Origin of the sequence: Enterobacter soli (genome assembly GCF_964208575.1) — a bacterium.
Lineage (GTDB): Bacteria > Pseudomonadota > Gammaproteobacteria > Enterobacterales > Enterobacteriaceae > Enterobacter > Enterobacter soli_A.
In genome coordinates, this window is record NZ_CAXOFU010000001.1 from 228,874 (window position 1) to 252,835 (window position 23,962).

General features: G+C 56.7%; 33 protein-coding genes and 1 tRNA gene. 28 read left to right on the forward strand and 6 right to left on the reverse strand.

Translation table 11 applies throughout. The features are described from left to right. Nucleotides 1–7 precede the first annotated feature (7 nt). On the forward strand, nucleotides 8–685 hold the full coding sequence (locus AB6V08_RS01070) for a hypothetical protein (RefSeq protein ID WP_368540822.1): 678 nt from the start codon (nucleotides 8–10) through the stop codon (nucleotides 683–685). Nucleotides 686–910: 225 nt separating this feature from the next. Here AB6V08_RS01070 and AB6V08_RS01075 read toward each other — a convergent pair whose 3' ends face one another. Next, entirely contained in the window at nucleotides 911–1,483 is a 573-nt protein-coding gene (locus AB6V08_RS01075; protein WP_368540823.1) for a phage repressor protein CI, read from the reverse strand. A gap of 242 nt (nucleotides 1,484–1,725) precedes the next feature. On the opposite strand from AB6V08_RS01075, the gene AB6V08_RS01080 reads away from it, so the two are divergent. The 17 genes from AB6V08_RS01080 (at nucleotide 1,726) to AB6V08_RS01160 (ending at nucleotide 11,114) form a co-directional block, all read left to right on the forward strand. Further along, nucleotides 1,726–2,064: a DUF5347 domain-containing protein gene (locus tag AB6V08_RS01080; protein ID WP_368540824.1), complete on the forward strand. Its 339-nt coding sequence runs from the start codon at nucleotides 1,726–1,728 to the stop codon at nucleotides 2,062–2,064. A gap of 68 nt (nucleotides 2,065–2,132) precedes the next feature. Next, nucleotides 2,133–2,360, forward strand: a complete 228-nt coding sequence (locus AB6V08_RS01085; RefSeq protein WP_368540826.1) for a DUF2732 family protein — start codon at nucleotides 2,133–2,135, stop codon at nucleotides 2,358–2,360. After that, entirely contained in the window at nucleotides 2,360–2,581 is a 222-nt protein-coding gene (locus AB6V08_RS01090) for a TraR/DksA family transcriptional regulator (RefSeq protein ID WP_368540827.1), read from the forward strand. The genes AB6V08_RS01085 and AB6V08_RS01090 overlap by 1 nt, the downstream gene beginning before the upstream one ends. A 1-nt stretch (nucleotide 2,582) precedes the next feature. Beyond that, on the forward strand, nucleotides 2,583–4,772 hold the full coding sequence (locus AB6V08_RS01095; protein ID WP_368540828.1) for a replication endonuclease: 2,190 nt from the start codon (nucleotides 2,583–2,585) through the stop codon (nucleotides 4,770–4,772). A gap of 109 nt (nucleotides 4,773–4,881) precedes the next feature. Continuing rightward, nucleotides 4,882–5,322, forward strand: a complete 441-nt coding sequence (locus tag AB6V08_RS01100; RefSeq protein ID WP_368540829.1) for a DinI-like family protein — start codon at nucleotides 4,882–4,884, stop codon at nucleotides 5,320–5,322. Nucleotides 5,323–5,485: 163 nt separating this feature from the next. Beyond that, nucleotides 5,486–5,689 carry a tail protein X gene (locus AB6V08_RS01105; protein WP_368540830.1) on the forward strand — a complete coding sequence of 68 codons (204 nt, stop codon included), beginning with the start codon at nucleotides 5,486–5,488 and terminating at the stop codon, nucleotides 5,687–5,689. Continuing rightward, the gene (locus AB6V08_RS01110) at nucleotides 5,680–5,901 is read left to right on the forward strand and encodes a primosomal protein (protein ID WP_368540831.1); all 222 of its coding nucleotides are present in this window, start codon (nucleotides 5,680–5,682) and stop codon (nucleotides 5,899–5,901) included. Before AB6V08_RS01105 ends, AB6V08_RS01110 begins: the two co-directional genes overlap by 10 nt. Next, nucleotides 5,885–6,394: a lysozyme gene (locus AB6V08_RS01115; RefSeq protein WP_368540832.1), complete on the forward strand. Its 510-nt coding sequence runs from the start codon at nucleotides 5,885–5,887 to the stop codon at nucleotides 6,392–6,394. Before AB6V08_RS01110 ends, AB6V08_RS01115 begins: the two co-directional genes overlap by 17 nt. Beyond that, nucleotides 6,391–6,816, forward strand: coding sequence for an Rz-like lysis system protein LysB (gene lysB, locus AB6V08_RS01120; RefSeq protein WP_368540833.1), 426 nt, complete (start codon nucleotides 6,391–6,393; stop codon nucleotides 6,814–6,816). The genes AB6V08_RS01115 and lysB overlap by 4 nt, the downstream gene beginning before the upstream one ends. Then, complete coding sequence (lysC, locus tag AB6V08_RS01125; RefSeq protein ID WP_368540834.1) at nucleotides 6,704–6,949, forward strand: Rz1-like lysis system protein LysC; 246 nt, start codon at nucleotides 6,704–6,706, stop codon at nucleotides 6,947–6,949. The genes lysB and lysC overlap by 113 nt, the downstream gene beginning before the upstream one ends. Then, nucleotides 6,912–7,379 carry a phage tail protein gene (locus tag AB6V08_RS01130; protein ID WP_368540835.1) on the forward strand — a complete coding sequence of 156 codons (468 nt, stop codon included), beginning with the start codon at nucleotides 6,912–6,914 and terminating at the stop codon, nucleotides 7,377–7,379. The genes lysC and AB6V08_RS01130 overlap by 38 nt, the downstream gene beginning before the upstream one ends. A gap of 112 nt (nucleotides 7,380–7,491) precedes the next feature. Further along, complete coding sequence (locus AB6V08_RS01135) at nucleotides 7,492–8,133, forward strand: phage baseplate assembly protein V (RefSeq protein ID WP_368540836.1); 642 nt, start codon at nucleotides 7,492–7,494, stop codon at nucleotides 8,131–8,133. After that, complete coding sequence (locus tag AB6V08_RS01140) at nucleotides 8,130–8,480, forward strand: GPW/gp25 family protein (RefSeq protein ID WP_368540838.1); 351 nt, start codon at nucleotides 8,130–8,132, stop codon at nucleotides 8,478–8,480. The genes AB6V08_RS01135 and AB6V08_RS01140 overlap by 4 nt, the downstream gene beginning before the upstream one ends. A 5-nt stretch (nucleotides 8,481–8,485) precedes the next feature. Then, nucleotides 8,486–9,394 carry a baseplate assembly protein gene (locus AB6V08_RS01145; RefSeq protein WP_368540839.1) on the forward strand — a complete coding sequence of 303 codons (909 nt, stop codon included), beginning with the start codon at nucleotides 8,486–8,488 and terminating at the stop codon, nucleotides 9,392–9,394. After that, nucleotides 9,387–9,995 carry a phage tail protein I gene (locus tag AB6V08_RS01150; protein WP_368540840.1) on the forward strand — a complete coding sequence of 203 codons (609 nt, stop codon included), beginning with the start codon at nucleotides 9,387–9,389 and terminating at the stop codon, nucleotides 9,993–9,995. The genes AB6V08_RS01145 and AB6V08_RS01150 overlap by 8 nt, the downstream gene beginning before the upstream one ends. Beyond that, entirely contained in the window at nucleotides 9,992–10,942 is a 951-nt protein-coding gene (locus AB6V08_RS01155; RefSeq protein WP_368540841.1) for a phage tail protein, read from the forward strand. Before AB6V08_RS01150 ends, AB6V08_RS01155 begins: the two co-directional genes overlap by 4 nt. After that, on the forward strand, nucleotides 10,929–11,114 hold the full coding sequence (locus AB6V08_RS01160) for a hypothetical protein (RefSeq protein WP_368540842.1): 186 nt from the start codon (nucleotides 10,929–10,931) through the stop codon (nucleotides 11,112–11,114). The genes AB6V08_RS01155 and AB6V08_RS01160 overlap by 14 nt, the downstream gene beginning before the upstream one ends. On the opposite strand, the gene AB6V08_RS01165 is transcribed toward AB6V08_RS01160, so the two are convergent. Continuing rightward, nucleotides 11,095–11,490, reverse strand: a complete 396-nt coding sequence (locus AB6V08_RS01165) for a tail fiber assembly protein (protein WP_368540843.1) — start codon at nucleotides 11,488–11,490, stop codon at nucleotides 11,095–11,097. The genes AB6V08_RS01160 and AB6V08_RS01165 overlap by 20 nt on opposite strands. Nucleotides 11,491–11,498: 8 nt before the next feature. Next, nucleotides 11,499–11,903, reverse strand: a complete 405-nt coding sequence (locus AB6V08_RS01170; RefSeq protein WP_368540844.1) for a gp53-like domain-containing protein — start codon at nucleotides 11,901–11,903, stop codon at nucleotides 11,499–11,501. 29 nt (nucleotides 11,904–11,932) lie between these two features. Between AB6V08_RS01170 and AB6V08_RS01175 the strand changes: the two genes are divergently transcribed. The 9 genes from AB6V08_RS01175 to AB6V08_RS01215 all read left to right on the forward strand — a co-directional run bounded on the left by AB6V08_RS01175 (nucleotide 11,933) and on the right by AB6V08_RS01215 (nucleotide 19,158). Next, nucleotides 11,933–12,505 (forward strand): recombinase family protein, encoded by a 573-nt coding sequence (locus AB6V08_RS01175; RefSeq protein WP_368540846.1) that lies wholly within the window; start codon nucleotides 11,933–11,935, stop codon nucleotides 12,503–12,505. A gap of 79 nt (nucleotides 12,506–12,584) precedes the next feature. After that, nucleotides 12,585–13,778: a phage tail sheath protein gene (locus AB6V08_RS01180; protein WP_368540847.1), complete on the forward strand. Its 1,194-nt coding sequence runs from the start codon at nucleotides 12,585–12,587 to the stop codon at nucleotides 13,776–13,778. A gap of 11 nt (nucleotides 13,779–13,789) precedes the next feature. Then, the gene (locus AB6V08_RS01185) at nucleotides 13,790–14,308 is read left to right on the forward strand and encodes a phage major tail tube protein (protein WP_047347797.1); all 519 of its coding nucleotides are present in this window, start codon (nucleotides 13,790–13,792) and stop codon (nucleotides 14,306–14,308) included. Nucleotides 14,309–14,361: 53 nt separating this feature from the next. Beyond that, nucleotides 14,362–14,670: a phage tail assembly protein gene (locus tag AB6V08_RS01190; RefSeq protein ID WP_368540848.1), complete on the forward strand. Its 309-nt coding sequence runs from the start codon at nucleotides 14,362–14,364 to the stop codon at nucleotides 14,668–14,670. A gap of 32 nt (nucleotides 14,671–14,702) precedes the next feature. Continuing rightward, nucleotides 14,703–14,822, forward strand: a complete 120-nt coding sequence (locus AB6V08_RS01195; protein WP_368540849.1) for a GpE family phage tail protein — start codon at nucleotides 14,703–14,705, stop codon at nucleotides 14,820–14,822. After that, on the forward strand, nucleotides 14,815–17,262 hold the full coding sequence (locus tag AB6V08_RS01200) for a phage tail tape measure protein (RefSeq protein ID WP_368540850.1): 2,448 nt from the start codon (nucleotides 14,815–14,817) through the stop codon (nucleotides 17,260–17,262). Before AB6V08_RS01195 ends, AB6V08_RS01200 begins: the two co-directional genes overlap by 8 nt. Before the next feature lie 11 nt (nucleotides 17,263–17,273). Then, nucleotides 17,274–17,738 (forward strand): phage tail protein, encoded by a 465-nt coding sequence (locus tag AB6V08_RS01205; protein WP_368540851.1) that lies wholly within the window; start codon nucleotides 17,274–17,276, stop codon nucleotides 17,736–17,738. Beyond that, nucleotides 17,735–18,889: a phage late control D family protein gene (locus AB6V08_RS01210; RefSeq protein ID WP_368540852.1), complete on the forward strand. Its 1,155-nt coding sequence runs from the start codon at nucleotides 17,735–17,737 to the stop codon at nucleotides 18,887–18,889. Before AB6V08_RS01205 ends, AB6V08_RS01210 begins: the two co-directional genes overlap by 4 nt. 68 nt (nucleotides 18,890–18,957) lie before the next feature. Further along, entirely contained in the window at nucleotides 18,958–19,158 is a 201-nt protein-coding gene (locus AB6V08_RS01215; protein WP_368540853.1) for an ogr/Delta-like zinc finger family protein, read from the forward strand. Between the two features lie 74 nt (nucleotides 19,159–19,232). Here the strand turns inward: AB6V08_RS01215 and AB6V08_RS01220 are convergent. After that, nucleotides 19,233–19,308, reverse strand: a tRNA-Ile gene (locus AB6V08_RS01220). Nucleotides 19,309–19,432: 124 nt separating this feature from the next. On the opposite strand from AB6V08_RS01220, the gene mug reads away from it, so the two are divergent. Beyond that, nucleotides 19,433–19,939: a G/U mismatch-specific DNA glycosylase gene (gene mug, locus AB6V08_RS01225; RefSeq protein ID WP_368540854.1), complete on the forward strand. Its 507-nt coding sequence runs from the start codon at nucleotides 19,433–19,435 to the stop codon at nucleotides 19,937–19,939. 104 nt (nucleotides 19,940–20,043) lie between these two features. On the opposite strand, the gene rpoD is transcribed toward mug, so the two are convergent. After that, nucleotides 20,044–21,930 (reverse strand): RNA polymerase sigma factor RpoD, encoded by a 1,887-nt coding sequence (rpoD, locus tag AB6V08_RS01230; RefSeq protein ID WP_368540973.1) that lies wholly within the window; start codon nucleotides 21,928–21,930, stop codon nucleotides 20,044–20,046. Between the two features lie 239 nt (nucleotides 21,931–22,169). Then, nucleotides 22,170–23,915: a DNA primase gene (gene dnaG, locus AB6V08_RS01235; RefSeq protein ID WP_368540856.1), complete on the reverse strand. Its 1,746-nt coding sequence runs from the start codon at nucleotides 23,913–23,915 to the stop codon at nucleotides 22,170–22,172. Between the last annotated feature and the right edge of the window lie 47 nt (nucleotides 23,916–23,962).

The following is a 23,962-nucleotide window of genomic DNA, read 5'->3' on the forward strand; positions in this document are numbered from 1 at the left end:
AAAGAAAATGAAAGTAACAAAATTAATAGCAACTACTTTATTATTCGTTGTAGCGCTAACGGGGTGTGCCAGCAAAATAAAACCTGAAAAAGTAACCTCTTCAAATGGTAGTTCGATTGAGATTATGGCTGTGTCAGCTCTGGCAGAACTTAATAATAATCGTATCGCTGATAATTCGCTGCGCGTAGTTACTCCGAATCATAACGCTGTTGGAAAAGGGTTGGCCGTTTTGTCTGTGTTAACCGGAAATATAAATCCTAGCAGTTTTGATAAAGAAAATTATAAAGGGGAAATCATTGAGTCGATCAAAAACCCTACTAAGACCTATCTTGCTGAAGCTGCAAAGAAAACTATCAGTAAATGGATGGACTCTCAATCCAGCGGGTATGTTTATAAAGAGCAACTCTATATTGGCCATGCTACCTGGGCATTGATATTTAAAGATGCTACGGCAACCACTCCTGTTTACCAGCTGAAATATAAGGTGCTTTTCTATAAGAAACCTGAGGGTGGGAATATGTTTTCCGCTTATACTGTAGCTGAATGTTCCCCAGATCCTGTGGAAGCGAATCTGTCAGAATGGGAAAGTGAGAATTATAAGAAGGTGACTGTTGAAACGCAGAAGTATATGGATGCCTGTATCCTTGAGTTAAATAATCAACTCCCGCGGCTGCTTAAAAAGTAGCATATTTATTAAGTTACCCAATCCCGGCCACCGCGCCGGGATTGCCTTTTTACCCCTCAGCCCTTAATCGGCTCGATCCCCAGTCGTTCCCACTCTAACCCTAACCCCGGAAGCTCGGCTTGAACTCCCCTGTGAGTCACTGCCATGCCAAAGCTCACTGACAGCCCCTCAATCATTCGAGCACTCACGCGTAAGCGTCCGCCACACCTGCACGGAACGCGCCCGTCAAACCTCGCTATAAATCCCCACCACGCGACCCGCCGTTTTTATCTCGTCGATACCGCATTCAAAGGGCACTTTGCCGCCCGCCACGTGGAGTTTTTTACCCGGCAGAAGCGTCAAGTCGCGGATGCTGGTGGTGCCTTCAATCTCAACCAGCCACAGGCCGTCGGTTAACGACGCTTCCTTTTCGATAAAGTGCAGCTTGCCCTCCGCCCGGACGGCGATGCCGCGTGTCAGCGGTTTGCTGAAGAAAGCAGAGTCGATACTCAAAATGGTATTTTCTTCCAGTCTTCCATCACTCAGCGTGAACGTGGAAACGGAAATGGGATCGCCCGGGGCCGGGTTACCTTCAAACTGGGCCCCTTGCCCGGTCATCAGCCAGCGAAGGCTGGCGCCGGTGTCCAGCGCGCACTGTACCGCAAAGTCGTAAGAGACGGTGCCGCGCGCGTAGCGGTTCTGGAGCGAGCTGGCGGCGATATTAAAGTGGCGGGCCAGCTGGATTTTCTGCGTGAAACCATATACCTGACAGATTCTATCGAGTAACTCTTCATTATTCACTTGAGAATCTAAAATCAAAATATGTTCCTTTGGGTGTTTACTAATACTCATTTGGGTATTAGTATCATTACAAATTCGGGCAATCAGCGGCGGACGTTGGCAAACAGAGGCTAATGATTGCAGACATTATCAAAATGGGAATTTTGCAGCATGGCTTATGAAATCGCAATCATCAAAGGGCGTAAAAAGCTGCATCCTCCCCGTTTTCGGCCCATTAGCGCCGCGTCATCCGCACGGCGCGAAACTACGCGAGGGGAGTTATGGCGATAGAGGCTGCCCGCGCACGGGTTCCGCTCAGCGTGGGGGCGCGGCTAAGCGGGCTTAACCACGTCGCGGAACTGCGCGCCCGCTACGGGAGCGACAGCGGGAAAGAGCTGGCCCGGTTTATGGCGGACATGCGCGACAAGCGCGATCCCCGTTTTGAAGAGAACGGCAGGGCGCTGGCCGCCCTCTTTTTCCTGGCGAGACTCCCTGTCGCCCGTCACGAGTGCGATATCAGTGAACTGACGACAGAGGAGAAACGGGCGCTGATTACCGCCATGAACCATTTTCGTGCTGTCGTGAGTTTATTTCCTGAACGGCTGACCATGCCGAAGTAATCCATCCAAAAACCTAATGGCGTAAACCCGCCGGGCATTCTATTGCCTGAAATTAAGGAGAACGCGTGATGCGAAACAGTGAAAACCGCCCTTATCCGATCGGAAGTGACGACCTGAAGCGTCTGGTGAGGGAAGCAAAAACGGAGGAGCGATGCGCGCGAGCGCGGGCGGTCTCCCTGCGCCTGGAGGCGCTGGCGAGCCACATCTACAAAACCGGCATGAGCGGCGAGGACGTTGCCGAACTGCTGTGCCACGAGGCGGCCCGCTACGAGCGCGAGTCCCAGGAGCTGCACTGATGGCCGATTTTATCGATCTCGCCCAGGCGCGCGAGCAGGAAGACCGGGAGCGGCACATCAGCCGCGCCCGCAGACGGCCCGCCGCGCCTTCGCGGTTCCTCTGCGAGGAGTGCGAGGCCCCGATACCGGAGGCGCGCCGAATCGCGGTGCCTGGCGTGGCGCTGTGCGTCACCTGCCAGGAAATAGCGGAGATGAGAAACAAGCACCTCCGGGGAGGATGAGTTGGCTACGTCATTCGCTTATCCGTGGAACGCCCCGCGGTCGGCCATCGCCAGCCCTTATCTCACCCATGCCCAGCAGCAGGGTCGCGATCGTTTTGTCGCGGCGCTGCAGCAGGCAAGAATGGCCCTTTCCCTGCAGCCCGACTGCGTGCGGTTTGACGTCTGGCGAACGCTTGACGCCCTCGAACAGCAGCGGAGTAGCCCGCGCGCTAACGCCTTTTTGATCCGCTTCTGCAGCCGGATGTTGCCCCGCCTGCGTCTCGTCTCTGAGCGCTATGCCAGCCCGGGCCTGCAGGATTCGGTTTCCAGGGCCGTGTTTGACGGCCACTTCGACACCCGGCTTCTGCAATACCTTGCCTCGCGGTTGGTCGAGCTGGTCGCCCGCTATAACCGTCTTCCGGATATGTCCCGCGCGGATATCGACCTGCTGGCCGCCGATATCGCCAGCTTTATTCGCGGCGAGCTGGCGAATATGAACGATGCCGGGATGGGCGAATACCAGACGCTTTACGCCTGGTATCAGCGCGCCGGGATTATCACCCGTCAGTTCAACGTGGCGCCTCCGCACTGGGAGCGGATGTCGAAGACATTCTTCAATAAAGACGATGCTGCCGCGGCGGTGATTCGCATGTTTTCCGAGGCGTGGTGGCGCGGTCGCCTGCGTCGGACCGCGGCTGCCTGGCGCGAGCATTTGCAGATTGCCCTCGGCAGCGTCAGCAAAACGAGAACCGCGTATGCGAGCAGGCGCTGCGTGACCGAGTGGCGCGAGCAGAAGCGCCGCACCCGCGAATTTCTCAAGGGCATGGAGCTGGAAGATGAAGAGGGCAACCGCATCAGCCTGGTTGAACGCGTCGATGGCTCGGTGGCTAACCCGGCCATCCGCCGCTGCGAGCTGATGACCCGCATTCGCGGGTTTGAAAATATCTGCCAGGCGCTGGGCTACGTGGGTGAGTTCTATACCCTGACCGCCCCCGCGCAGTATCACGCGACCCTGAGAACGGGTTACCCCAACGCGAGGTGGAACGGGGCGAGCCCGGCGGAGACGCAGCGCTACCTGACCCAGCTATGGGCGCGCATCCGCGCAAAGCTGCACCGGGAGGGGCGGCGTATTTTTGGCATCCGCGTCGCGGAGCCCCATCACGACGGAACGCCCCACTGGCACATGCTGATGTTTATGCTGCCGGAAGATGTCGAATGCGTGCGCCGGATCGTTGGCGACTACGCGCGGCAGGAGGAGGCCGCTGAGCTGCAGAGCGAAAGCGCCAGAAAGGCTCGCTTCCACGCCGAAGCGATCGATCCGCAGAAAGGCAGCGCCACCGGCTATATCGCCAAATACATCTCAAAGAACATCGACGGCTACGCGCTCGACGGCGAGACCGATCGCGAAAGCGGCGGGCTGCTGAAGGAGACGGCCGCCGCTGTCTCGGCCTGGGCGGGGCGCTGGCACATCCGCCAGTTTCAGTTTGTCGGCGGCGCGCCGGTTACGGTCTACCGCGAGCTGCGCCGCCTGGCGGACGCGGAGGCCGCGCGCGGCCTGAGCGTGGAGTTTGCTGCCGTTCATGACGCTGCCGACGCCGGCGACTGGGCGGGGTACGTGACGGCGCAGGGCGGGCCGTTTGTGCGTCGCGATAATTTACAGGTGCGCGCGCTGTACGAGCCGCGCGCCGGGTTTAACCAGTACGGCGAGGAAACCGTCCGCATTCGCGGGGTGTACGACGCCACCGTCGGCGCGGGCACCCCGATTTTAACCCGGGTCACGCAGTGGAAAATCGTGCCGAAGCGGGCAGAGGATCGCAGCGATGCGCCCGCCGCTTCTTGGAGTTCTGTCAGTAACTGTACGGTGGACGATCTTTCTCAGCCCCTCAGCCGACGCGCAAGACGGGCGTTAGCCGAACGCATCAAGCGCATCCGGCCCCGCGCAGAGGCGCCGTTTGTCTACGCGCGGGATCCGCAGAACGGGATCCCGGAGAAGGTGATCGACGAGGTTCGGCTTGTCACCGGAGCCGCCATCAGCCGGGGAGAGGCCCTGCATCTTATGGCGGGCGGCGTGAGCCGAATTAACGATAAATGGTGCAGAGGGGCGGCCGACGGATCGCTATTTCCGGCGGCGTGTTCCTGGCAGGAAAAGGCGCGAAAAATCCTTAAACGCATTGGGTATTTAGCGGATTTACGCACCCGGCGGGCACGCTAATCTTCATCGATATCATGCACATACCGTGAAGGGTTCTGATTTTTCGCTTCACTCTTTTTATGAATTCGTGCTACTGTATGTTTATACAGTATCTCGTGGTGGAGGTTGTGTGGACAGAGAGTTGAACGAGCAGGTCATGATTGAACGCGTCGAGATGATTGCTCGACTGACGACAGAGGGAACGTGTCAGGAAAGAGATCGTGAAATTGCCCTGAATTTGATCGCTGAGATTGCCCGGGGAAATTTAATCAGGAACAACGCATTTACCGTTGTTTTCTCGGCATCGCCTGTTCCGGAACGCATAAAAAGAGAGGGCAATGTTCGGGTGAACATTACCCTCGATAAAGATCAGCAGATTGGCCATGCCGTCGTCGAGGCCTTCCAGAGCGAGCTGAGCCGCAGAATACGATCCCTGTTTCCGTCGTCGCGGGTGACCGTGAAAACAGGATCGGTGACGGGAGTGGAGCTCCAGGGCCTTGAAAGAGAGGCCGACCGCGAGGCGCTGGACGCTATTCTTCGGGAAGTCTGGGAAGACGAGAGCTGGCGCTAGCCCTGCGCCATCATCCGAACGCCCCCTCCTCATTCAGACATCACGCTTCCCCACTCGCGGACGGGCTGTTGTGTCCGCGATTGTCCATCTCTCAGCGATAGCGTAAAGGCGGCTGCCCCGGGAAAATCAGGAGTACCTGGAAACCGGATGTTGGGAGTGTCTGATGAAGATTTATGCAATGCAGGGAGACACGCTTGATGCCGTTTGCGCCCGCTATTATGGGCGCACGGCAGGCGTCGTTGAAACCGTTCTGAAGGCCAACTCTGGCCTCGCGGAGTTAGGGGTTATCTTGCCGCACGGCACCCCGGTAGAGATGCCGGAAGTGGATAGCGCCCCCACAAAAGAATCCATAAACCTATGGGACTGAGCCTGGAAAAAGTCACCACGTTTATCGCCTACTGGCTGGCCGTGGCGCTGGCCTGGTTCGGGGCGATGTCTCCTGAGAAAGTCGCGCTGTACGTGGGGAGCCTGTGCGCCATTTTCACCGCGCTGACGAACTACTGGTTTAAGCGAAAAACCTGGCGCTATCTCCAGTCTCTTGGCCTCGATAAGAAGAGCATTCGTGAACTCAATCATTAAGCGTTGCGGCGTCGCCAGCGTGCTGGCCCTGGCGGTGCTGATGCCTGACTTTCGGCTACTGAAAACCTCCCCGCAGGGGCTGGCGCTGATTGCCGATCTCGAGGGGTGCCGCCTGACGCCTTACCGGTGCAGTGCCGGGGTATGGACGTCCGGCATTGGCCACACGGCAAACGTGGTGCCGACGCGGGACATCACCGAGCGTGAGGCGGCGTCAAATCTGGTGGCTGATGTGCTCAACGTGGAGCAGCGGCTGGCGGCGTGTGCGCCGGTAGAAATGCCGCCCCGGGTCTACGACGCGCTGGTGAGTTTTACCTTTAACGTCGGCACGGGCGCCGCCTGCCGCTCGACGCTGGTGTCGTTCATCAACCGCAAGCAGTGGCCCCAGGCGTGCGAACAGCTTACCCGCTGGGTGTACGTCAACGGCGTCAAAAATACGGGGCTGGAAAACCGCCGCGTCCGCGAAAAGGCCTGGTGCATGAAGGGGCTGCCGTGAGAGTCCTCCTGCTGATGCTGGCAGGGCTGCTGGCGCTCGCGCTGTGGCTGCGCCATGACAATCTGGCCCTGTCCCGCTCCTTAGCCACCGCAAACCAGGTTGCCAGCGAGCAAAAAAAGGCCCTCGCCGCGCTCAGCCAACAGCTTTCCCTGTCGCAACAGATGGCGAGAGCAAACGAAAACGCCCAGGTCAGGCTCCGGGAGTCGCTTGCCGCCGCGGGCGAGGAGAGGGCAAACCGGGAGGCGGCTATCGGGAGATTACTCAATGAAAATGAAGCGTTACGCCGCTGGTATACCGCTCAGCTGCCTGATGCTGTCCGCAGGCTGCACGTCCGCACCGCCTGCGCCTCCGCAGCACATTGTCTACAACGCCTGCCCGAGGGTGAGTTCCTGCCCGATGCCGGCAAGCAATCCAACCACTAACGGCGATCTCAGCGCAGACATTCGCAGGCTGGAGTATGCCCTTACCGCCTGCGCGCTGCAGATCGAAACCCTAAAAGACTGTCAGGAAAAAATCGATGCACAAACTCAAGAGCCTGCGTCAGGCCTTAATTGACGCGATCCCCCAGCTGAACGCCCAGCCGGAGCGCCTTAAGATGTCGGTCGGCAGCGGCAATATTGACGCCCGCCAGGCCGCCTCGCTCTCCTTTGAAAAACGGTACGAGCTGAACGCGAAGGTCAGCGGCTTTATCGGCGAAAGCGAGGGATTTTTCGTTCCGGTACTGGCCTGGCTTCGGGAAAACCAGCCGGACATTTTTACCCTTGATGAGGGGAGAAAAAATGGATTCTCCTTCACGATCGTCTTAAACGACGACGCGACGATGGATATCAGCATCACAGTGCAATTAACCGAGCGCATCCTGGTTTCCGAGGAGCAGGGCGCTCTGCACGCGACGTATTCCCCCGAACCGCCGCTGCCGGAACCCGTCACGCGTCCGAAGGCGTTGTACATCAACGGCGAGCTGGTCAGCGAGTGGGAGGCGTAATGTCCCGGCGCTGACGGCGGCCTTCAGCCGGTTGTCCGGGGAGCTTGTTGTTTCATCCCGCAGAAAACCCCGTTTCGTTGCTGCCGTTCCTTCTGAACGGCATTCTTTTCTCATGAATACACTAACTTCCCTGAACGGTATCGCTCGTGCGATCCGCAATCTTATTCGTATCGGTGTCGTCACCGATGTTGACCTTAACAAGGGGCTTTGCCGTGTCCAGTCAGGGGGCATGAAAACCACCTGGCTTAACTGGCTAACCTGCCGCGCGGGGCGCTCGCGCGTCTGGTGGGCCCCCTCAACAGGAGAACAGGTGCTGCTGCTGGCTATTGGCGGTGAGCTGGATACCGCCTTCGTGCTGCCGGGGATTTTTTCTGACGACCATCCGGCGCCGTCTGATTCACCGGACGCCCTCCACATGTCGTTTCCGGACGGCGCGGCGATCGAGTACGAACCCGCAAGCGGGGCGCTGAGCGCGGTGGGAATCAAAACGGCAACGATTTCGGCATCGGAATCGCTCACCGCCACCGTTCCGGTGGTGCGCGTGACCTCATCAACCCGGATAACCCTCGACACGCCAGAGGTGGTGTGTACCAACAAGCTTATTACCGCCTCTCTTGAGGTGCAGAAGGGCGGCGTCATGGCCGGAAACGTTGAGCACTCCGGCGGCAAATTCACCTCCAACGGGGTGCAGGTAGACAACCATGCGCACGGCGGTGTGCAAAGCGGCGGAAGCTGGACTAAGGGGACACAATGACGGTGCGCTACACGGGAATGAACAGGCAGACTGGGCTTAGCATTTTAGAGGCGGAACACATCCGGCAAAGCGTGCGCGACATTCTGGTGACGCCGATTGGCTCGCGGGTTATGCGCCGGGATTACGGATCGCTGCTTTCCGCAATGATCGACCAGCCGCAGAACCCGGCGCTTCGGCTGCAAATCATGTCCGCGTGCTACTCCGCGATCCAAAAGTGGGAACCGCGCATCACGCTGACTTCCCTTACGTTTGAGCGTTCGGAGCATGACGGGACGCTGTATGTCGACCTCACGGGGACGCGTGCGATAACCGGACAATCCTTTTCTATCACCATTTCACTGAGTTAAATGCTATGGCTATTGTTGATCTGAGCCAGCTCGCCGCGCCTGATGTCGTGGAGGAGGTGGATTATGAAACGCTGCTGGCAGAACGAAAGGCAACCTTCGTTTCGCTTTTTCCTGAAGACCAGCAGGAGGCGGTTGCCCGCACGCTGACGCTGGAGTCAGAGCCGATTGTGAAGCTGCTGGAGGAGAATGCCTACCGGGAGATTCTTTTGCGCCAGCGGGTTAATGAGGCGGCGCTGGCGGTAACGCTTGCCTATTCTTCCGGTCACGATCTGGATGTTATGGCGGTGAACAATAATACCGAACGCCTGACCATCACCCCGGGCGATGAAACGACCATTCCACCCACGGCAGCCGTGATGGAGTCAGACGCTGACCTGCGCCTGCGCGCGCAGCAGGCGTTTGAAGGATTGAGTGTCGCAGGGCCGGTCGGAGCCTATGAATACCATGGCCGAAGCGCCGACGGGCGGGTGGCGGATGTTTCGGTAGAAAGCCCACAGCCTGCCTGCGTGACGATTTCGGTGCTATCCCGCGAGGGTGATGGCACCGCGCGTCCTGAACTGCTGGCGATTGTGGAAAAAGCGCTCAACGCAGAAACCGTCCGCCCGGTCGGCGATCGCGTGACCGTTCAGTCTGCAGAAATTGTGAGTTACCAGATAAAGGCCACGCTCTACGTTTATCCCGGTCCTGAATCAGAGCCCATCAGGCAGGCGGCAGAGAAGAACCTGCAAAGTTATATCAGCGCACAGCATCGCCTGGGACGCGATATCCGGCTGTCGGCCATCTATGCCGCCCTCCACGTTGAAGGCGTGCAGCGCGTTGAGCTGGCATCTCCCCAGTCTGACATTGTTCTGAGCAAGTCGCAGGCCTCGAACTGTACCTCGTATCAGATCGCTATCGGGGGTTCAGATGAGTGACAGGCTATTGCCCGTTGGATCTTCACCGCTGGAAATCGCCGCTGCCGCTGCGCTCTCGAATATTGAACGTGTGCCGGTACCGCTGCGCACGTTATGGGATCCCAAAGCGTGTCCGGTCAATCTGCTGCCCTATCTGGCATGGGCGCTGTCCGTAGACCGTTGGGACGAGGCGTGGCCGGAGGCGACGAAGCGCAGCGTTATTGCATCCTCGTTTTTCGTCCATCAGCACAAAGGGACCATCAGCGCGCTACGTCGCGTGGTGGAGCCGCTTGGTTTTTTGATTGATGTGCGCGAGTGGTGGCAGCTCGGCGAGGAGCCCGGGACATTCCGGCTGGTCGTCGGGGTACTTGATAACGGCATCACTGAGGAAATGTACCAGGAGCTGGAACGGCTGATTGAGGATGCCAAACCGGCAAGTCGCCACCTGACCGGGCTGGCTATCAGCCTGAGCACAACGGGAGAGTTTTATGTCGGCGCTGGATGCTATCACGGCGATGCGCTGGCTGTTTATCCCTATACCACTGAGGAACTTGTTGTCGGTGGTCATTATTACCCGGCTTCGGCCATCCATTTGATTGATAACCTGAGAGTGAACGCATGACCGCAAAATATTTTGCCATACTGACGAATCAGGGCGCGGCGCGGCTAGCTAACGCGACGGCACTGGGAACAAAACTCAACCTGACGCAAATGGCGGTTGGTGATGCCAACGGAGCGTTGCCTGTCCCCGATCCGGCGCAGACGAAGCTGGTCAACCAAAAGCGCATTGCGCCGCTAAACCTGCTCGCCGTTGACCCGAACAATAGCAGCCAGATCATCGCTGAACAGATTATTCCCGAGAATGAGGGCGGCTTCTGGATCCGCGAGATCGGCCTCTATGATGACGAAGGCGTTCTGATTGCCATAGCGAACTGCCCGGAGACATATAAGCCTCAGCTGCAGGAGGGGAGCGGCCGCACCCAGACCATTCGCATGATTCTGATTGTGTCGAGCACGTCGTCCATTTCCCTGAAAATCGATCCGTCGGTTGTGCTGGCAACGCGTCAGTACGTTGACGATAAAGTGATTGAGGTAAAGGGCTACGCTGACGATCAGATGAAAAAGCATATTGCTGCTGATAATCCGCATAAACAGTACCCTTTAATCAAAAATGCGCTGAAAGAAATTGCCGATGCAGGGCTGAGCGCTGAAGTTCTTAAAAACCTTGGTTTGGGAAATGCGGTCTATGTTATTAGCCGGGGATCAAATGCTGCTGGTTCATGGACGATCTGGTCGGATGGAACAACCGAGATTATGGGGGCATGGCAATCAATAACGAACGGCCTGGCTACGGTAACTTACCCTATAGCGTTGCCTTCTGTAAGCAGGATGATATCAATCGCAGAAAGGACCTCAACCGATCCTGGTATGAACACACCCAAAAATATTCATACATCTACGATTCTGGATGACACTGTGACTAAAACAGGGTTTAAGGCCAGGTGCCAGCTTATCGATGGGCAGGCTTCATCAAGTGCTTTTTCATGGAGGGTTTATGCGCCTGTTTAATCCAATAACAAAGACTGAAGTTATTCCCGGTATTCATGACACTAGCGGGGCAATTGAACTACCGGATGACAATTGGTATTTCAAAACATATGAAATACCCGCAGGAAAAATACTCGCCGTAAATGAAAACGGCGAGCCTGTTCTGGAAGATATTATTCAGACGGAGGAGTAGGCCAGTTAACGTTGGGAGCCGTCGTCACATCGACGGCTTTTAATTCCTTCTTGTATTCCATCCACGCCGATAACATTGTTTTATTCTCATCGCTGATCTCACCTAGCATTAACTCTATTCGCCAGTCAGCAGTGATACTATCAGCCGCTGCCAGCAGTTCTGAGCGTTGGTTTTCGGCCCGTGAAATATTGTCTATTTCCGGTAATACAAGCACTGGATATCCATTTTCATCCGATGTTATTACCTTCCCATCAATTTGCTGGCCAGACATAAGCGAGACATAGATATCTTCGCTAACTTTAACAATATCTTCTGGCATATCTTCATTGATACCATCTACAAAAAATCCATTTATTGATTTTGAAAAATAAATCATATTTCCACCTATACGCCAATCGCTACCCAATAACAGGCGCGCTCATACTCAATCATTGCGCCCTGGCTCATTTTTCCAATCACGATGTAACATTGCGATTTACTCAGTTCAGAACAGTTAGCGACCCCAACTGCGGTAACGCCTGCCGCCTGAACGGTATGAGGAATTGCCATCAATGCCAGTACTCTTCCTGGAAAACTCACAGGGAATGTAATCGTGTAGCTTGATGCACCACTCACCAGCCCCCACTGCATAATCACCCCGGAAGGAAACTTTTGATAACCCGGCGAACCCAGCGAACTAGAGAATGCTCCCATATCAGGTACCTGGTTCACGCCTGTCCCTACGTTGCGCTTAGCGGCTTCCCCCAAACCAAGGTTTAAGAAAATGCGTATTACCCCATTAAATGGCATGATTTCCGGTTTTGGCGGAGAGAAATACAATGCTTATTGGATACGTACGCGTGTCAACAAATGAACAAAACACCGCATTACAGCGTGACGCGCTGCAGCGCTCAGGATGTGAGCTCATTTTCGAAGATAAAATCAGCGGTAAATCGACAAACAGACCGGGGCTTAATCGTGCGCTCAGACGGCTTAATGCGGGAGATACGCTCGTCGTATGGAAGCTGGATCGGCTCGGGCGCAGTATGCGCCATCTTGTCTCAATGACTGAGGAATTACGCCAGCGCAGCGTGAATTTCCGCAGTTTGACCGATAGCATTGACACCTCTACGCCGATGGGGCGGTTCTTCTTCCATATCATGGGAGCGCTTGCTGAAATGGAGCGTGAACTCATTGTCGAGAGGACCTGCGCCGGGCTGGCTGCCGCCCGGGAACAGGGGCGGATTGGCGGCCGTCGCCCTAAGTTGACGCAGGAAGAGTGGGCTCAGGCTGGCAGACTGATTGCTGCCGGAGAGTCCAGACAGCGCGTTGCGTTAATTTTTGATGTCGGTATTTCCACGCTTTATAAAAAATTTCCCGCCGCAATGAGCATTCCATCGTTGTGCCAGTGACCGCTGGACCGTGATGGTTAGCTCATAACAACGTCAGCCGCGACAATATCACTCACCAACTAACCAAGGAGTTAAACGGATGAGTGATTTTCACCACGGCGTGGAAGTTATCGAAATCAACGATGGCACACGCACTATTTCCACCGTCTCGACGGCAATCATCGGTATGGTCTGTACGGCCTCTGATGCTGACGAACAGACCTTCCCACTGAACGAGCCGGTGCTCATTACCAACGTGCAAAACGCCATTGGTAAGGCCGGGAAAACCGGTACGCTGTCAGCCTCTTTGCAGGCGATTGCGGACCAATGCAAACCTGTCGTTGTTGTTGTACGCGTTGCGGAGGGGACGGAAGATCCTGAAGATCCGGAAGCAGCGAAGAAACAAACGATCTCCAACATCATCGGCACCACGGATGAAAACGGTAAATACACCGGCCTGAAGGCGCTTCTCACGGCGAAAACGGTCACCGGCGTTAAGCCACGCATTCTCGGCGTACCGGGGCTGGATTCTCAGGAAGTGGCCGTCGCGCTGGCGTCTATGTGCCAAAGCCTGCGCGCGTTCGGCTACGTCAGCGCATGGGGTTGTAAAACCATCTCTGAGGCGATTGCCTACCGCAAAAACTTCAGCCAGCGCGAGCTGATGGTTATTCACCCGGATTTCCTGGCATGGGATACCACCACGAACGCCACGACCAACGCATGGGCGACCGCCCGCGCGCTGGGCCTGCGCGCCAAAATCGACCAGACCATTGGCTGGCATAAAACCCTGTCAAACGTGGGCGTGAACGGTGTGACCGGCGTAAGCGCTTCTGTCTCCTGGGATCTGCAGGAACAGGCGACCGATGCCAACCTGCTTAACCAGGCCGGTGTCACCACCCTGATCCGCAATGACGGCTTCAAGTTCTGGGGTAACCGTACCTGCTCTGACGACCCGTTATTCCTGTTTGAAAACTATACCCGCACCGCGCAGGTGCTGGCCGACACCATGGCGGAAGCGCACGCGTGGGCGATGGACAAACCTATCACCCCGACGCTGATCCGCGACATCGTTGCCGGAATCAATGCCAAGTTCCGCGAGCTGAAAAGCAACGGCTACATCGTTGACGGCTCCTGCTGGTATGACCCGGAGTCAAACGATGTATCGACACTGAAAGCAGGGAAACTGTATATCGATTACGACTACACCCCTGTCCCGCCGCTGGAAAATCTGACCCTGCGCCAGCGCATCACCGATACCTATCTGGCAGATCTGTCCGATTCGGTTAACAGCTAAGGAGCTGAAGCATGGCGTTACCACGCAAACTTAAATATCTGAACATGTTCAACGATGGCCTGAGCTACATGGGCGTTGTTGAGTCGGTCACGTTGCCCAAGCTCACCCGCAAGCTGGAGAAATATCGCGGCGGCGGTATGCCGGGTTCGGTCTCTATCGATCTGGGGCTTGATGATGATGCCCTGGCCCTGGAGTGGACCATCGGCGGTCTGCCGGACGTGGCGCTGTGGGCGCAGTACGCCTCCCCGGGCGCGGACAGCGTGCCGCTGCGCTTTACCGGCTCTTTCCAGCGCGACGACACGGGCGAAATCTCCGCCGTCGAAATCGTGATGCGCGGCCGCCACAAAGAGTTTGATGGCGGTGAAAACAAGCAGGGCGAGAGCGGCACCACCAAAATGTCCACCGAGTGCGCGTACTACCAGCTCACCATCGATGGCAAAGAGATCGTCGAAATCGACATCATCAACATGGTGCTGAAGGTCGACGGCGTCGATCGCCTGGCGGAACACCGCAAGGCCATTGGTCTGTAATCCCTCAACCGGCCAGTTCTCTGGCCGGTAACTTCTTATCCTGAGAGTAAAAAATGGAAAATATCAACGAAACCGGCATTAACGAAAACGACAATCCAAACGCGGTAAAACTTGATACCCCCGTCATGCGCGGCGAGCAAAAAATCGACACGGTGACGGTATCAAAACCTAACGCGGGCACGCTGCGCGGGGTTTCACTGGCGTCGCTGGCGCAGTCGGATGTGGATGCGCTGATTAAGGTGCTTCCACGCATGACCAGCCCGGCGCTGACCGAGCACGAGGTTGCGCGCCTGGATGCGTCCGATCTGCTGTCATTCGCGGGCAAGGTGGTAGGTTTTTTGTCACCTGCTTCGGCTCGCTGAAATTCCCGGAAAAACTGTCGGTCGACGATCTGATGGCGGACATTGCGGTGATTTTTCACTGGCCGCCGTCAGAGCTGTACGCCCTTAGCGTGACCGAACTCCTCTTATGGCGCGAAAAAGCGCTACAGCGAAGCGGAAACCACCATGAGTAATAACGTCAGACTTAAGGTGCTGCTTGAGGCTGTCGACCGCGCAAGCCGACCTTTTAAAGCGATCCAGAACGCCAGTCTCTCTTTGACCAGCGATATCGGCGATACGCAGGCGGCATTGCGCGTGCTCGACGGGCAGGCGGCGCGAATTAATGGATTCAGGGCCGCCAGCGCCCAGCTTGCGACTACCGGTCAGTCCCTGGCCCGCGCAAAACAGGAAGCCGCCGCGCTGGCGATAAGCCTTAACAGCACCCGAAACCCAACCCAGGAGCAGGTCAATGCCCTGGCGGCCGCGCGGAAATCCGCAGCGGATCTGAAGCGTGAATACAACGGCTTACGCCAGTCCATTCAGCGCCAGCGAAGCGAGCTTGCCCTGGCGGGGATCAACACGCGCACGCTCGCCGCGGACGAGCGTCGTCTTAAAAATAACATCAGCGAAAAAACGCAGCAGCTCAACCGGCAGAGGGAGGCGCTGGCCCGGGTTCAGCAACAGCAGGACAAAATCACCGCGGTTAAGAGCCGCTACGAGTCCGGAAAGCAGCTCGCGTCACGCGCCTATCAGGCGGGGAGCCGGGGAACGGCGCTGGCCAAAGCCGGCTTTGAAAAAACCGCCGCGTTTATCGCGCCGGGCGTCAGTCTGGAAAAGCAGATTTCAGGCATTCAGGCCAGCCTGGGCCTGGAGAAAGGCGACGTCAGGCTTGATGCTATTCGTCAGCAGGCGCGCGCGGTGAGCGGGGAAACCGGCGTTTCGTCGGGGGATGTTGCCCGCGTGCAGAGCGAACTGGCCCGCTCGGGCTATGACGCCGATGCGCTGCTGGCGGCGACGGCGCCGGCGGTTAACCTCAGCCTGGCGGGCGGGATCGATCCGGTCAATGCCGCCGACCTTCTCGGCAATACGCAGCTCGCCTTTAACCTGGCAAGCAGCGATGCCGGACGGGTTGCAGACGTTCTGACCCGGGGCTCTGTCACCTCGCAAACCCACGTCTCAGAGCTGGGTGACGCGGTGACCACGGTCGCTCCGGCAGCAGGCGCCGCTGGCGTCAGCCTTGAGGAGGCGACGGCGCTGCTGGGCATCCTGACGCAAAAAGGGGTGAAGGGCGCCGCCGCGGGAGCCGAGCTGAGCCAGGTGTTAAACCGCCTGCAAAACCCGGACGGGCTGCGTGCGCTGAACGCGCTTAAGGTGCCGACGCGCGACGGCCGGGGAAACCCGCTGCCGGTCGAAAATATCCTTAACGCGATTTCCGTCTCCTTCGAGAAAAACCGGCTCGATGCCGGACAGCAGGCGAAATACCTCGCTGACATTTTCGGCCAGGAGTCAGCGCGAAGCGCCGGCATGCTGGTGTCCGCTGCGGGTAACGGAAGCCTCAGCGAAAAGCATCAGCAGCTGATGGGAGCGAAGGGAAGCGCGGGCCAGGTTGCCCAGGTTCAGACGGATAACCTCGATGGCGATCTCAACAAGCTGCAGTCGGTCTGGAACGGCCTGAAGATGGATGTGTTCATTCAGGCGGATGGCATCCTGCGTAGCCTGACGGTCACGGCAACCGAGTGGCTCACTAAGATCTCTGCCTGGGTGAACAATAATCCCGCCCTGACGCAGGGCTTTATCGGTTTAGCCGTGGGCGCACAGGCCTTTGTCACCGTACTGGGTGGTCTGGGGCTGGCCATCGGGCCAATCCTGACGGGGGTGAATCTCATTGTCGCGGGTGCCGGGATGCTGGGCACCGTATTCAGCGTGGTGGGGGGCAGCATTATGGCGATACTGGGGGGGCTGACCCTGCCGATTGTTGCCATCGGCGCCGCGATTGCCGCAGGCGCACTGTTGATTGTGAAGTACTGGGAGCCGATTAGCGCCTTCTTTTCAGGCGTCATTCAGGGGCTTTCCGCGGCCTTTGGGCCGATTGGCGAGATGTTCTCCCCGGTTCTGAAGGTGTTCGACTATGTCGCGGAGAAGCTTGGCGGTATCTGGCAGTGGTTCACTGACCTGGTAACGCCCATCAAAACCACGCAGGACACGCTCAACAGCTGCAAAGATGCCGGGGTTATTTTCGGGCAGGTATTGGGCGATGCCCTGAAGGCGCCGCTGACGCTCTTTAACAGCCTGAGCGGCAAGGCCAGCTGGCTGCTGGAAAAACTCGGCGTCATTAAAAAAGAGTCGGGCAATCTCGACTCCGCGACGGACAAGGCGGCGTCGGACAATACCGCGCCGGGTCAGAGCAGCCCGTATATTCCCCCCACCTCAATCTACGGCGGCTACCAGGGGTATCAGCCGACGCTGGTGGGAGGGGGGCGCTCTTACGTCAATCAGAGCAAAAATGAATTTAACTTAACGTGGCAGGGGGGAGCAGCCTCCGGCCCGGATCTGGCGCGTCAAATCCAGGAGGCTATCGAGAATAGTGAACGTGATAAAGAGAGACAGAGGCAATCCAGCTATTTATACGGTTGAGGAGAGAAAAAATGTTAATGGTGCTGGGCCTGTTCGTCTTTGAACGACGAACCCTGCCGTATCAGTCAATGCAGTTTTCAAAGGACTACCGCTGGGCGTCCAACTCACGCATCGGAAAACCCAAAGCCTGGCAGTATCTTGGCGAAGGCGAGACGTCTCATTTGCTCTCCGGGACGCTCTATCCGGAAATCACCGGCGGGCGGCTCTCCCTGAAGGCGATCGAGCTGATGGCGAACGAAGGGCGGGCGTGGCCGCTGATCGACGGTACCGGCATTATTCACGGTATGTTCGTCATTGAGAAAGTCACGCATACGCACACGGATTTTTACAGCGATGGCGCCGCCCGAAAAATTGAATTTACCCTGTCGCTCAAGCGCGTGGACGAATCGCTGATGAAAATGTTTGGCGATTTAAGAACGCAGGCGGGAGAGCTGGCAACGAGCGCGCGCAACAGCATTGGAGGGCTGATGGGATGATCGTCGAAACGAATATCCGCGCGGGGGGCAAAATCGCGCCTGATTTTATGCTGAAGCTTGACGATCGGGACATTACGCAAAACGTCAGCCATCGGCTTCTCAGCCTGTCCATGACCGACAAGCGTGGACTGGCCGCCGATGAGCTGGTCATTACGCTGGATGATTCGGACGGCCTGCTAGACTTGCCTGCCCGGGGGGCCACGCTCTGGCTATGGCTGGGATGGCAGGGAACCCCGCTCCACGAGAAAGGGAAATTCACCGTCGATACCATTGATTTTGCAGGGGCGCCGGACACGCTCTCCATTCGGGGATGCAGCGCGGATTTTCGTGGAAAGCTTAACGTGCAGCGCGAGCAGTCGTGGCATGACACGACACTCGGCGCCATCGTCAACACCATCGCTCAGCGTAACCAGCTGACCGCGAGCGTCGGGGCGGGGCTTTCATCCATTGCCATTTCTCATATCGATCAGGCCCAGGAGACTGACGCGGCGTTCCTCGCTCGCCTGGCCGAACGCAACGGGGCTTTTGTGTCCATCAAAGCCGGAAAGGTGATTTTTATGAAAGCGGGCCAGGCGGTAACGGCCGGCGGCACGTCGATCCCCTTAATGATGATTGAACGTGGGGATGGCGATCGGCACCTTTTTTCCGTCGCCGACCGTAATAATTATTCCGGCGTGAGGGCTAAATGGCTGCAAACGCGCGATCCGAAACAGCAAAATCCTCAATTGAGCATCAGCCGTGAGCCCACGGCGCCGTCGGCAACAGGGTTACAGCACCCGAATGCCGCCGCGCCGACAGCGGCGGCCGGCGGCAAGGAGCAAAAGCCGCAGGAGAGGCTGGTGGGATCGGCGGAGAACGTGTTTGAGCTCCCGACGGTGTACGCCTCTGAAGAGCAGGCGCTCAGGGCGGCGGAGGCGAAATGGCGGGCGATTCAGCGGGGAACCGTTAAGTTTTCTATCCAGCTGGCGCTGGGGCGGGCCGATCTGTTTCCCGAAACGCCGGTGCTGGTCAGCGGGTTTAAGCGCGTGATCGACGAGCAGGCGTGGATTATCAGCGAGGTGGTTCATACCCTCGACGGGAGCGGGTTTACGACGAAACTGAATCTGGAGCTGAACGTCATCGACGAAAAATTTACTCTCGAGAGTGAGTAATCGGTTTGCTATCGCGCTTATTTTGAGTATTATGAATTCACAAAATGTGAATTCATATGGAGGGGTACATGTTTCATTGTCCTAAGTGCAAGCATTCGGCGCATGCGCGTACCAGTCGCTATTTAAGTGAAAATACCAAAGAGCGCTACCACCAGTGCACCAACGTAGACTGCAGCTGTACGTTCGTGACCATGGAGTCGGTGGAGCGCCTGATCGCTATCCCGGGCAAGCAGAACGGTGTTGGTTCTTCTTCGATGGCCAGAGGCTAGCGCGCCACGCTTTTCAGCCAACAAAAAAGCCACTCAATCGAGTGGCTTAATTATATGATTTTGAAGCTAAAATTTGGTGGCCCCTGCTGGACTTGAACCAGCGACCAAGCGATTATGAGTCGCCTGCTCTAACCACTGAGCTAAGGGGCCGTGGCGGTGAATTATAAAGTAACTCCTGGCAGCAATCCAGCCATTCGCTCCTGCCTGCTGTTTTTATAAACAACGCATTATCAATCCTTTATACTTCCATAACGATGTATCGACAGGAGTTACGATGATCAACGATATTCTGGCCCCCGGCCTGCGGGTGGTGTTTTGCGGTATCAATCCCGGCAAGTCCTCGGCGCACACGGGGTTTCATTTTGCCCATCCGGGAAACCGCTTCTGGAAGGTCATTCATCAGGCCGGATTCACTGAAAAATTGCTCAAGCCCGAAGAGGAGCAGCAGCTGCTGGATACGCGCTGCGGGATCACCATGCTGGTGGAACGTCCCACGGTGCAGGCGAGCGAGGTTAATCTTCACGAGCTGCGCAGCGGCGGGCGGGAGCTGGTGAAGAAGATTGAGGATTATCAACCGGCGGCGCTGGCGATCCTCGGCAAGCAGGCCTACGAGCAGGCGTTCAGCCAGCGCGGCGCGCAGTGGGGCAAGCAGAGCATCTCCATCGGCGTGACGCAGGTGTGGGTGTTGCCGAACCCGAGCGGGCTGAACCGCGCGACGCTGGATAAGCTGGTGGAAGCGTACCGTGAGCTGGATGAGGCGCTGGTGGTGAGGGGGCTGTAGGATCCTCTGCGGCCTGATGCCCTCACCCTGGCCCTCTCCCACGGGGAGAGGGAACACACAAAAAAAAAGCTCCCCGAGGGGAGCTTTTTCACTGTCCGGACTGATTAGTCGTCCAGGAAGCTACGCAGCACTTCAGAGCGGCTCGGGTGACGCAGCTTACGCAGCGCCTTCGCTTCAATCTGACGGATACGTTCGCGGGTAACGTCAAACTGTTTACCCACTTCTTCCAGCGTGTGGTCGGTGTTCATGTCGATACCGAAACGCATACGCAGAACTTTTGCTTCACGGGCGGTCAGGCCAGCCAGAACGTCGTGCGTGGCGGCACGCAGGCTCTCGGTGGTCGCAGAGTCCAGCGGCAGCTCGAGGGTGGTATCCTCGATGAAATCACCCAGATGCGAATCTTCATCGTCGCCGATCGGCGTTTCCATGGAGATAGGCTCTTTGGCAATTTTCAGCACTTTACGGATCTTGTCTTCCGGCATCAGCATACGCTCAGCCAGCTCTTCCGGCGTCGGCTCACGGCCCATCTCTTGCAGCATCTGGCGGGAGATACGGTTGAGCTTGTTGATCGTCTCAATCATATGCACCGGAATACGGATGGTGCGCGCCTGGTCTGCGATAGAGCGGGTGATGGCCTGACGGATCCACCATGTTGCGTAGGTGGAGAACTTGTAACCACGACGGTATTCAAACTTATCAACCGCTTTCATCAGACCGATGTTGCCTTCCTGGATCAGATCCAAGAACTGCAGACCGCGGTTGGTGTACTTCTTGGCGATAGAAATAACCAGACGTAAGTTCGCTTCAACCATCTCTTTCTTCGCACGGCGGGCTTTCGCTTCACCGATGGACATACGACGGTTGATGTCTTTCACCTGCTCGATGGTCAGGCCGGTTTCTTCTTCAATCTGCTGCAGCTTCTGCAGGCCGCGATGCACGTCTTCTTTCACGTCATGCAGTTTTTCAGACCACGGCTTGTTCATCGCGATAGCCGCGTTGAACCAGGTTTCGCTGGTTTCGTTGCCGGTGAACAGGGTGATGAAGTTCTTCTTCGGCATTTTGCACTGTTCAACGCACAGCTTCATGATGATGCGTTCCTGGGTACGCACGCGATCCATCATCACGCGCATGCTGTTAACCAGGTAGTCGAACTGTTTTGGCACCAGACGGAACTGTTTGAAGACTTCAGACAGTTTCAGGATCTCTTCCTGAGCGGCAGCGTGGCTGCGGCCTTTAGCCTTGATGGTGTCGCGGGTCAGTTCGTACTGCGTGCGCAGCTCACCGAATTTCTCGCGCGCCAGCTCAGGGTCGATGCTGTTGTCATCGTCGCTGCTGTCGTCGTCTTCTTCTTCATCTTCGTCTTCGTCGTCGTCCATCTCTTCCTGAGACAGCTCAGAACCCACGTGAGTGGCGGTTGGCGCCATATCTTCTTCAGCGTTCGGGTCGACAAAGCCGGTGATCAGGTCGGACAGACGCGCTTCTTCAGCTTCAACGCGGTCGTACTGTTCCAGCAGATAGGTAATGGCTTCAGGGTATTCGGCAACAGAGCACTGAACCTGGTTGATCCCGTCTTCGATGCGTTTCGCGATGTCGATTTCGCCTTCGCGGGTCAGCAGTTCAACGGTACCCATTTCGCGCATGTACATGCGGACCGGGTCAGTGGTACGCCCGATTTCAGATTCCACGCTGGACAGTACCTGTGCAGCAGCTTCTTCCGCATCTTCGTCAGTGTTGTTGGAGGTTTCAGCCAGCAACAGATCATCGGCATCCGGTGCTTCTTCCATCACCTGAATACCCATGTCATTGATCATTTGGATGATGTCTTCGATCTGATCTGAATCGACGATATCTTCCGGCAGATGGTCATTGACCTCGGCATAGGTCAGATAGCCTTGCTCCTTACCGCGTTGGACAAGAAGTTTCAGCTGTGACTGCGGGTTTTGCTCCATAAGACGGTATCCACACTTATTCGTTTGATTGGTGTCGGCGATGGGGCTGCCAACCTTTAAAGCGAGGGCGTACTTATATTTTTGCCGCTGCCTCTCAGTGCGGCTGCCGGGGGCTTCCCGATCGATATTCGGCACTTAAGCCGTTAAATACTTCATCCTTCACGTTGTCTCTGCGTTAGCTGCGTTCTCTCATCCTGGTCATGTACTTATGTACACTCCCAGGCGTTCGCTCACTTGCTGCCTTGATACAACGCGAATGATTTTGTCTTTCGCTTTCTTTTCTATTTCTTCGCCAGTTCCTGGTTAATCATCCAGAGTTCCCGGCGTTCTTCGCTGCTTAGGCCATGGGTGCGCTCGCGAGCTATCAACTCTTCCTGGCGCAGCTCAAGCATCGAATCAAACATATGGTTGAGTGAGTCGGTGAACGTTTTTTCTGCAATATCCTTATCTGCTATATCGTCCCACATCGACAGTTTTTCAAGGGTAGCGGCCTCTTTTGTGCCGCGATAATGCTCTAAAAGTTGTCCGGTGGTCAGACCTGGCTGCGACAAACAAGTGTTGACCAATTCTGAAAATAAGCCAAGTCCGGGCAATCTTTCGTGGTTCAAACCCGCCAGCGACGGCACTTGCGGAGCAAGTTCGGGGTTTTGCACCAGTAACCCTATCAGTATACGCATGGTTGTGCGTTTTAGCTGAGGCGCGGGGCGTACCGCGCCGCTTTCAGCCAGTTTAGGCATTAAACGTTCAAGCTGGCTGTCATCCAGAATGCCGAGCTTGTTGCCTAACTCCTGACGCAGATAGATGCGCAGCGTTTCGCCGGGCACCTGGCTGATTAACGGCAGCGCCAGGGTACTGAGCTGCGCGCGCCCGTCAGGGGTACTCAAATCGACCTGCGGCATCAGGCTGTTAAACAAAAACGTGGAGAGCGGCTGAGCCTGCTCCATCCGCGCTTCAAACGCCGCTTTGCCCTCTTTACGCACCAGCGTATCCGGGTCTTCGCCGTCGGGCAGGAACATAAAGCGCAGCTGGCGTCCGTCGGTCATATAAGGAAGCGCCGTTTCCAGCGCTCGCCAGGCGGCGTCGCGCCCCGCGCGGTCACCGTCGTAACAGCAGATGACGTTATTCGTCACTCTGAACAGCAGCTGGATATGGTCGGCAGTTGTTGAGGTGCCTAGCGACGCGACGGCATAGTTAATGTCGTACTGCGCCAGCGCAACAACGTCCATATACCCTTCGACGACCAGAAGACGCGGAGGTTCCGCGTTATCCTGTTGCGCCTCGTAAAGGCCGTAAAGCTGGCGGCCCTTATGGAAAATATCGGTCTCCGGGGAGTTAAGGTATTTCGGCAGGGCATCGCCCAGAACACGACCACCAAAACCAATCACCCGGCCACGCTTGTCGCGGATGGGGAACATAACCCGTTCGCGGAAGCGGTCGTAGCTTCGTCCCTGGTCATTGGTGACCAGCATTCCCGCATCGATGAGGGATTTACGATCTTCGCTATTGCCGCCAAAACGCTTTAACACGTTGTCCCAGCCGGGCGGGGCGTAACCAATAGCGAAACGCGCAATAACATCGTCGCTCAGTCCGCGCTTGGTCAGATACTGACGCGCAGGCTCAGCAGCAGAGTGCTTAAGAGACTGTTGGTAAAACGAATTCAGACCGTCCATCAGTTGATACAGCGTTTGCCGTTGATGGCGCTCTATCTGAGTTGGCCCGCTACCTGCTTCATAAGGCACTTCAAGGTTGTGCATCGCCGCCAGCTCTTCGACGGTTTCAACGAACTCGAGCTTGTCGTAGTTCATTAAAAAATCGACGGCATTACCGTGGGCGCCACAGCCGAAGCAGTGGTAAAACTGTTTTTCACCGTTTACGGTGAAAGAGGGGGTTTTTTCGTTATGGAACGGACAGCACGCATGGTAGTTCTTGCCCTGCTTTTTCAGCTTTACCCGCGCGTCGATGAGATCGACGATATCGGTTCTTGCCAGCAGGTCATTGATAAATACACGCGGAATTCGTCCAGCCATATGCCCCAGAGATTTAAGTGACTTATAAACGAAAACAAGCCGCGCAT

Bases quoted from the DNA above. Each gene is read 5' to 3' on its own strand.
- AB6V08_RS01070 (WP_368540822.1), top strand. From the start codon at position 8: ATGAAAGTAACAAAATTAATAGCAACTACTTTATTATTCGTTGTAGCG.
- AB6V08_RS01080 (WP_368540824.1), top strand. From the start codon at position 1,726: ATGGCGATAGAGGCTGCCCGCGCACGGGTTCCGCTCAGCGTGGGGGCG.
- AB6V08_RS01085 (WP_368540826.1), top strand. From the start codon at position 2,133: ATGCGAAACAGTGAAAACCGCCCTTATCCGATCGGAAGTGACGACCTG.
- AB6V08_RS01090 (WP_368540827.1), top strand. From the start codon at position 2,360: ATGGCCGATTTTATCGATCTCGCCCAGGCGCGCGAGCAGGAAGACCGG.
- AB6V08_RS01105 (WP_368540830.1), top strand. From the start codon at position 5,486: ATGAAGATTTATGCAATGCAGGGAGACACGCTTGATGCCGTTTGCGCC.
- AB6V08_RS01110 (WP_368540831.1), top strand. From the start codon at position 5,680: ATGGGACTGAGCCTGGAAAAAGTCACCACGTTTATCGCCTACTGGCTG.
- lysC (WP_368540834.1), top strand. From the start codon at position 6,704: ATGCTGTCCGCAGGCTGCACGTCCGCACCGCCTGCGCCTCCGCAGCAC.
- AB6V08_RS01130 (WP_368540835.1), top strand. From the start codon at position 6,912: ATGCACAAACTCAAGAGCCTGCGTCAGGCCTTAATTGACGCGATCCCC.
- AB6V08_RS01135 (WP_368540836.1), top strand. From the start codon at position 7,492: ATGAATACACTAACTTCCCTGAACGGTATCGCTCGTGCGATCCGCAAT.
- AB6V08_RS01140 (WP_368540838.1), top strand. From the start codon at position 8,130: ATGACGGTGCGCTACACGGGAATGAACAGGCAGACTGGGCTTAGCATT.
- AB6V08_RS01145 (WP_368540839.1), top strand. From the start codon at position 8,486: ATGGCTATTGTTGATCTGAGCCAGCTCGCCGCGCCTGATGTCGTGGAG.
- AB6V08_RS01150 (WP_368540840.1), top strand. From the start codon at position 9,387: ATGAGTGACAGGCTATTGCCCGTTGGATCTTCACCGCTGGAAATCGCC.
- AB6V08_RS01155 (WP_368540841.1), top strand. From the start codon at position 9,992: ATGACCGCAAAATATTTTGCCATACTGACGAATCAGGGCGCGGCGCGG.
- AB6V08_RS01160 (WP_368540842.1), top strand. From the start codon at position 10,929: ATGCGCCTGTTTAATCCAATAACAAAGACTGAAGTTATTCCCGGTATT.
- AB6V08_RS01165 (WP_368540843.1), bottom strand. From the start codon at position 11,490: ATGATTTATTTTTCAAAATCAATAAATGGATTTTTTGTAGATGGTATC.
- AB6V08_RS01170 (WP_368540844.1), bottom strand. From the start codon at position 11,903: ATGCCATTTAATGGGGTAATACGCATTTTCTTAAACCTTGGTTTGGGG.
- AB6V08_RS01175 (WP_368540846.1), top strand. From the start codon at position 11,933: ATGCTTATTGGATACGTACGCGTGTCAACAAATGAACAAAACACCGCA.
- AB6V08_RS01180 (WP_368540847.1), top strand. From the start codon at position 12,585: ATGAGTGATTTTCACCACGGCGTGGAAGTTATCGAAATCAACGATGGC.
- AB6V08_RS01185 (WP_047347797.1), top strand. From the start codon at position 13,790: ATGGCGTTACCACGCAAACTTAAATATCTGAACATGTTCAACGATGGC.
- AB6V08_RS01190 (WP_368540848.1), top strand. From the start codon at position 14,362: ATGGAAAATATCAACGAAACCGGCATTAACGAAAACGACAATCCAAAC.
- AB6V08_RS01195 (WP_368540849.1), top strand. From the start codon at position 14,703: ATGGCGGACATTGCGGTGATTTTTCACTGGCCGCCGTCAGAGCTGTAC.
- AB6V08_RS01200 (WP_368540850.1), top strand. From the start codon at position 14,815: ATGAGTAATAACGTCAGACTTAAGGTGCTGCTTGAGGCTGTCGACCGC.
- AB6V08_RS01205 (WP_368540851.1), top strand. From the start codon at position 17,274: ATGTTAATGGTGCTGGGCCTGTTCGTCTTTGAACGACGAACCCTGCCG.
- AB6V08_RS01210 (WP_368540852.1), top strand. From the start codon at position 17,735: ATGATCGTCGAAACGAATATCCGCGCGGGGGGCAAAATCGCGCCTGAT.
- AB6V08_RS01215 (WP_368540853.1), top strand. From the start codon at position 18,958: ATGTTTCATTGTCCTAAGTGCAAGCATTCGGCGCATGCGCGTACCAGT.
- mug (WP_368540854.1), top strand. From the start codon at position 19,433: ATGATCAACGATATTCTGGCCCCCGGCCTGCGGGTGGTGTTTTGCGGT.
- dnaG (WP_368540856.1), bottom strand. From the start codon at position 23,915: ATGGCTGGACGAATTCCGCGTGTATTTATCAATGACCTGCTGGCAAGA.